Origin of the sequence: Stenotrophomonas sp. YIM B06876, assembly GCF_030711595.1 — a bacterium.
GTDB lineage: Bacteria > Pseudomonadota > Gammaproteobacteria > Xanthomonadales > Xanthomonadaceae > Stenotrophomonas.
The window spans coordinates 1-1,451 of record NZ_JAUJUJ010000196.1 but is presented as its reverse complement, the minus strand read 5'-3'; the positions used below and the strand labels follow the sequence as shown (position 1 = coordinate 1,451).

2 protein-coding genes are annotated in these 1,451 nt (G+C 67.6%); both read left to right on the top strand.

Annotation, left to right across the window (positions count from 1 at the left end):
- Positions 1–743 (top strand): ABC transporter ATP-binding protein (locus QZH66_RS16015; RefSeq protein ID WP_305806884.1); only part of this gene is annotated, 743 nt, incomplete at its 5' end.
- Positions 743–1,451 (top strand): branched-chain amino acid ABC transporter permease (locus tag QZH66_RS16010; protein WP_305806883.1); only part of this gene is annotated, 709 nt, incomplete at its 3' end. The genes QZH66_RS16015 and QZH66_RS16010, both read left to right, overlap by 1 nt.

Below are 1,451 nucleotides of genomic sequence, written 5' to 3'. Positions count from 1 at the left end.
TCGATGTGCAGCGCGGCTCCATCACCGCCGTCATCGGCCCCAACGGCGCCGGCAAGACATCGCTGTTCAACACCATCTCGGGCTTCTACCGGCCCACGGCAGGCTCCATCCGTTTCAAGGGCCAGGACATCACGCGCGTGCCGGCGCCGCAGCGCGCCAAGCTCGGCCTGGGGCGCAGTTTCCAGAACATCGCGCTGTTTCGCGGCATGACGGTGCTCGACAACATCAAGCTCGGCCGCCACGCGCACCTGAAAACCAACGTGCTCGACGCGCTGCTGTACATGGGCCGCGCGCGCCGCGAAGAGGCGCAGCTGCGCGCCGACATCGAGGAACGCATCATCGACTTCCTGGAGATCGACCATATCCGCCACGCCCCCGTTTCGGCCCTGCCCTACGGCCTGCAAAAGCGCGTCGAGATGGCGCGCGCGCTGGCCATGCAGCCCGAAATCCTGATGCTCGACGAGCCCGTCGCCGGCATGAACCGCGAAGAGACCGAAGACATGGCGCGCTTCATCCTCGACGTGCGCGCCGAGTGGGGCGTGACAGTGCTGATGGTCGAGCACGACATGGGCATGGTGATGGACCTGTCCGACCATGTCGTGGTGCTCAACTTCGGCCAGGTGATTGCGCAGGGCCAGCCGGCCGCCGTGCAGGCCGACCCTGAAGTGATTCGCGCCTACCTGGGCTCGGGCGATGTCGGCGACCTGCGCCAGAAATTTCAGGCCCTGACGGGAATGCAGTGATGGATTGGGCCTACCTGTTCGAGATCTGCCTCACCGGCCTGTCCGCTGGCGGGCTGTACGCGCTCGCCGCGCTCGCCTTCGTGATGGTCTACAAGGCCACGCGCGTGGTCAACATCGCCATCGGCGAGCTGCTGATGGCCGGCGCCTACCTGTTCTTCAGCTTCGCCGCCACCTTCGCGCTGCCGCTGTGGCTGGCGATTCCGGCGGCGGTGCTCGGCTCGGGCCTGCTCGGCGCCGTGATCGAGCGCACCATGATCCGGCCGCTGCTGGGCGAGCCGCCGATCTCCGTCTTCATGGTCACCGTGGGCCTGGGCTCGGTGCTGGTCGGTCTGGTCGAGCTGATCTGGACCGCCGACCAGCGCCGCCTGCCCGAATTCATGCCCACGCAGCCCATCATGGTCGGCGAGGCGTTCCTGGCGCCGAAAGTGTTCTGGGGCGCCATGATCGCGCTGCTGTTCATCGCCGCCGTGCTGCTGGTGTTCCGCTTCTGGCGCGGCGGCGTGGCCTTGCGCGCCACGGCGTCGGACCAGGCCGCGGCCTATTCCATGGGCATCAACGTGCCGCGCGTGTTCTCGCTCGCCTGGGTCGCATCCGCCATGATCGCCGCCGTCTCCGGCATCGTCGTCGGCGCCATCGGCGGCATCTCCTCGTCGATGGGCCTGTTCGGCCTGTCGGTGCTGGTCGTGGTCATCGTCGGCGGTCTTGACA